The following is a 3,984-nucleotide window of genomic DNA, read 5'->3' as shown; positions in this document are numbered from 1 at the left end:
TAAAGAAAACAATAAAGAGTGTCGAAAGGTTGCGCTGCAACTATCAAAAGCTGGGCAGGCGCAAGGGGTAGATTTGTCAGTTCTCAATGTCTAGCTTGCAGGCACTCTTCGATTAATTCGACATGGCTCACAGTCTGTCTTCAGCAGCACTTATTTAGAATCATTAATTATCCTTATACTCATAAGTGTCAATGACATAAATCATTGACATGACACACAACGATACGCCTTAATGCCAGATAACCAACAGAAAACACGCATTAAAAAACTTTCGCCGCTACTGATTAATCAGCTGGCAGCCGGGGAGGTTGTGACGCGTCCTGCATCAGTGGTCAAAGAGCTACTCGAAAATGCGATTGACGCTGGTGCTAGCAGTATCGAAGTGCGCATTACCCAAGGTGGCATGGGTATGATCGAAGTGATAGATAATGGCACGGGGATTCACCCTGACGATATGATTATGGCGATTACCCGCCACGCCACTAGTAAGGTCGCTGACGTTGCGAACTTGCATGGCATCACTACTTTGGGGTTTCGCGGCGAGGCATTGGCAGCGACAGCGGCGGTATCGCGCCTGACGTTGTCTAGTAGTCATGATGACAGTGGTATTGGACGTCAGTTACAAGTCGCGGGCGTATTGGATGATGTACCCAAGCTAATACCTGTAGTGCATCAGCGCGGTACGACGATTACGGTTAAAGACTTATATTTTAACGTGCCTGCCCGCCGTGGCAATCTAAAATCTATTGCGACGGAATTTAGTCATATCGAAACCAGCGTTCGTGAAGTCGCTTTAGCACGTGCTGATGTGGCGCTAACTCTCTTTCATGATAATAAAAAACGCTTGTCTCTGTCTGTAGGTACAACATCTATCAGTACAACAGCTGAAAGCCTGATCTCTGAGAACGATAGGTCACCAGATGATGCAGGTATCAACGACAGCGCAGTCCGTTCAGGCTTACTTAGCAACCCTTTGTCGTTGTCGCGGCTAGAGCAAGCCACTGGTATCGCTCTAACAGATAATGCACTTGATGTAGCGATTGATTTGTCTAGCCTGATGCAGCCATCTATAGAAAGTGCTGTAGAAGGTGCTGATAGGTCGCGATCAGGTAGTTACATAAGGAATAATGGTCTAGGTATTAGAGGGTGGTTATGGCCTGTTTCGAAACAGTCGCAACAGCAGGATAATTTTCCGAAGTTATTGTACGTTAATGGTCGTCTGGTCAAAGAGCCGATAATCAGTAATCAGCTTCGTCAACTTGCGCATAACGCTCAATTGCAAACTCTCGGTTATGCTTTGTATTTTGAAGTGCCAATTCAGTGGCTAAACGTCAATGTTCATCCGTCTAAGCAGCGTATCAAAATTAGCCCGCTAAACAATATCATGGCGCATTTAAGCCATGCGATTCAATCCAAATTGAAAGCGATCGCCATCGATGAAACAACGATTCAGTATGAAGAAGACGCACGCGCAGTAAATAAGGATCTCGGGTACGATCGAGAACAAGGTAAAGAACAAAGTGCAGAACGACAGAATTGGATTAACCATAACCAATCTGTTAAAAAATCTTATCACAGCCCGTTATTGCAGCAGCAAAATACGCATCAGGCTGGGCAGGTAAGTGAGGTCGAGAAACCTTATAAGGCCGCAGCGTCGATAAATACAGTTTATGAGTCACAGGGTAGGTTAACATCAGATGGGCAGTTACCTTATTGCTTGGATGTCATCACTAGGGCGGATATCAAGAAACTAGAAGCTGCAAGTATTGATAGTAAAGGTGAAAACGTACTTCCTTGGCTTTTGTTTTATAACCAAGGCCATTGTTTACTGGTAAGTGCAGAGGATTGGTATTCAAAGACCAATCTGCTATTTGAGTCAAATGTATTGGGCAGTCAAGTTTTTGACAAAAACAAAACGCCGATCGCGGCTGCTGATATCAATCAACAACTCAAGATGTTAAGCATGCAAATGTCAGCACAAGATTTGATGATATTTATAACAGATATTGAGTTATTACTTAACAGCTATGCCATTCACAAGATCGATCGTAAGCAATTGATTGCGTTAATGCTCTTGCCAGAATCAGAAAACCTGTCGAACTAGCCGTTATATTGAATGCTAGCCACTTACATATAAATAATGAATAAAATAAAGGCAACTCTATGAGAGATTCGTCTGAAGGCTTGTCTTATAATCTCGCGGATAATAGTGTGGTGTGTCTGATGGCACCCACCGCAAGTGGTAAGACTGCCTTGGCTTACGAGCTATACGATACAGGGCGTTATGAGCTGATATCAGTCGACTCAGCACTGATATATCGTGATATGACTATTGGCACTGCCAAGCCAACCGTCAGTGAGCTGGCACGCTACCCACATCATTTAGTCGACATTGTGGATCCCACAGAGAGCTATAGTGTCGCTGAGTTTGTCAGTGATGTTGAATGCTTGATTGATCAGTGTCATAACAAAGGTAAAATACCTTTGTTAGTAGGCGGTACCATGATGTATTACATGGCATTGCTTGATGGCTTATCTCCAGTTCCTGACAGCGATGACAGCGTTCGCAGTCGTGTGGAGCAATGGCGGCAAGAAAAAGGCATTGCGGCGTTATACAAGTATTTGGGTCAGATAGATCCCGTTAGCCACGAACGTCTTAATGCAACAGATACCCAGCGTATCACACGCGCAGTTGAGGTCTACTTACAAACGGATATTCCCATCAGTGAATGGCAAAAAAAACCTAAGCAGGCATTGGCTCACAATCCTAAGCAGCAATGGCATGCATTAGCCGTCATGCCAGACCGCACGTGGTTGCATCAACGCATCGAGCAGCGTCTTGATATCATGTGGAATGAAGGGTTGGTGGATGAGGTGATTGGATTGCTTGGGCGGTATTCATTGACACCTAACTTGCCATCCATGCGTTGTGTTGGTTACCGTCAAGTACTTGAATATCTAGTGCATATTGAGCATGCAATATTTGACAAAGCGCATTTAGATAAAGCACAGTTTTACTCTGCCTTCGGTGAAGCAGACTTGTCGAGGGGTAGAAAACCAAAGCCTGAGACAGTAGATGAAGCTATGAAGAGTGCTGAGTCGCTTGCTTGTCAGCAAATGCAAAATAAGGCATTATATGCGACAAGACAGTTGGCAAAGCGCCAGTATACGTGGTTGCGAAAACTCACTCAGTTGTCCAATAACGCCGACAATAATGGTATGAGGGTCCAAGCATTTGATGATATGACGCAGGTAAGAGGTTATTTATATTGAAAACTCGATTTTGAATACGTAAAGAATAATGACAATTAGTTTCAAAGTGCAATATAGATAGCTGCTATACTCTCTCCGACACCATGAAAACAATGCAATTGTATTTGCATGGTTATTTTCTTGATAGGTTTTGTGTGTAAAAAGAACCGACGAAACAAGTAGTTACTTTATCACTTACAATAATCATTTATTCGCGATAAAGTGAATACAGCGAAAAGGTTCAGTGTTTATCTAGATACGTTCTATAAAGAAAACTTACTACTGTATCTATCCTCAGCCATTATAATTGCACCAACATTTACAACAATTGGCAACCAGAACAAAATTATATAATATTTAGGAGAGATTTCATGTCAAAAGGACAAACTTTACAAGATCCGTTTTTGAACTCGCTGCGCAAAGATCGCATTCCTGTTTCTATTTTTCTGGTCAATGGTATTAAACTACAAGGGCAAATTGAGTCCTTCGATCAATACGTAGTGTTGCTGAAAAATACAGTGAGTCAAATGGTGTACAAGCATGCAATCTCTACTGTAGTGCCAGCACGTAACCCACGTAGCAGTACTACTGCATCGGGTGGTGGGCAGTCACAAGGTGCCGTACCAGCCGGTTATCAAGGTGGTGGTTTTGAGCGTGGTGGTAAACCGCCTACTGCAGGAGGTTTCGAGGAGCGAGGCTATGCATCTAGACGTAGTGGCTTTAACCGAGGAG

3 protein-coding genes are annotated in these 3,984 nt (G+C 43.4%); all 3 read left to right on the top strand.

Features of this window, described 5'->3' with window-relative positions; genetic code table 11:
• Positions 1 to 232: 232 nt before the first annotated feature.
• Positions 233 to 2,104 carry a DNA mismatch repair endonuclease MutL gene (gene mutL, locus L0J61_RS09815; RefSeq protein WP_301466264.1) on the top strand — a complete coding sequence of 624 codons (1,872 nt, stop codon included), beginning with the start codon at positions 233 to 235 and terminating at the stop codon, positions 2,102 to 2,104.
• Positions 2,105 to 2,163: 59 nt separating this feature from the next.
• On the top strand, positions 2,164 to 3,273 hold the full coding sequence (miaA, locus tag L0J61_RS09810) for a tRNA (adenosine(37)-N6)-dimethylallyltransferase MiaA (protein ID WP_301466263.1): 1,110 nt from the start codon (positions 2,164 to 2,166) through the stop codon (positions 3,271 to 3,273).
• 350 nt (positions 3,274 to 3,623) lie between these two features.
• Positions 3,624 to 3,984, top strand: a 361-nt coding sequence (gene hfq, locus L0J61_RS09805; protein ID WP_301466262.1) for an RNA chaperone Hfq, incomplete at its 3' end; no start/stop codon positions are given.

Origin of the sequence: Psychrobacter sp., assembly GCF_030457785.1 — a bacterium.
GTDB lineage: Bacteria > Pseudomonadota > Gammaproteobacteria > Pseudomonadales > Moraxellaceae > Psychrobacter.
This window is presented reverse-complemented; position numbering and strand designations above follow the sequence as displayed.

What these genes read in the sequence shown, in the direction of transcription:
- mutL (WP_301466264.1), top strand. Translation starts at nt 233, where the DNA reads ATGCCAGATAACCAACAGAAAACACGCATTAAAAAACTTTCGCCGCTA.
- miaA (WP_301466263.1), top strand. Translation starts at nt 2,164, where the DNA reads ATGAGAGATTCGTCTGAAGGCTTGTCTTATAATCTCGCGGATAATAGT.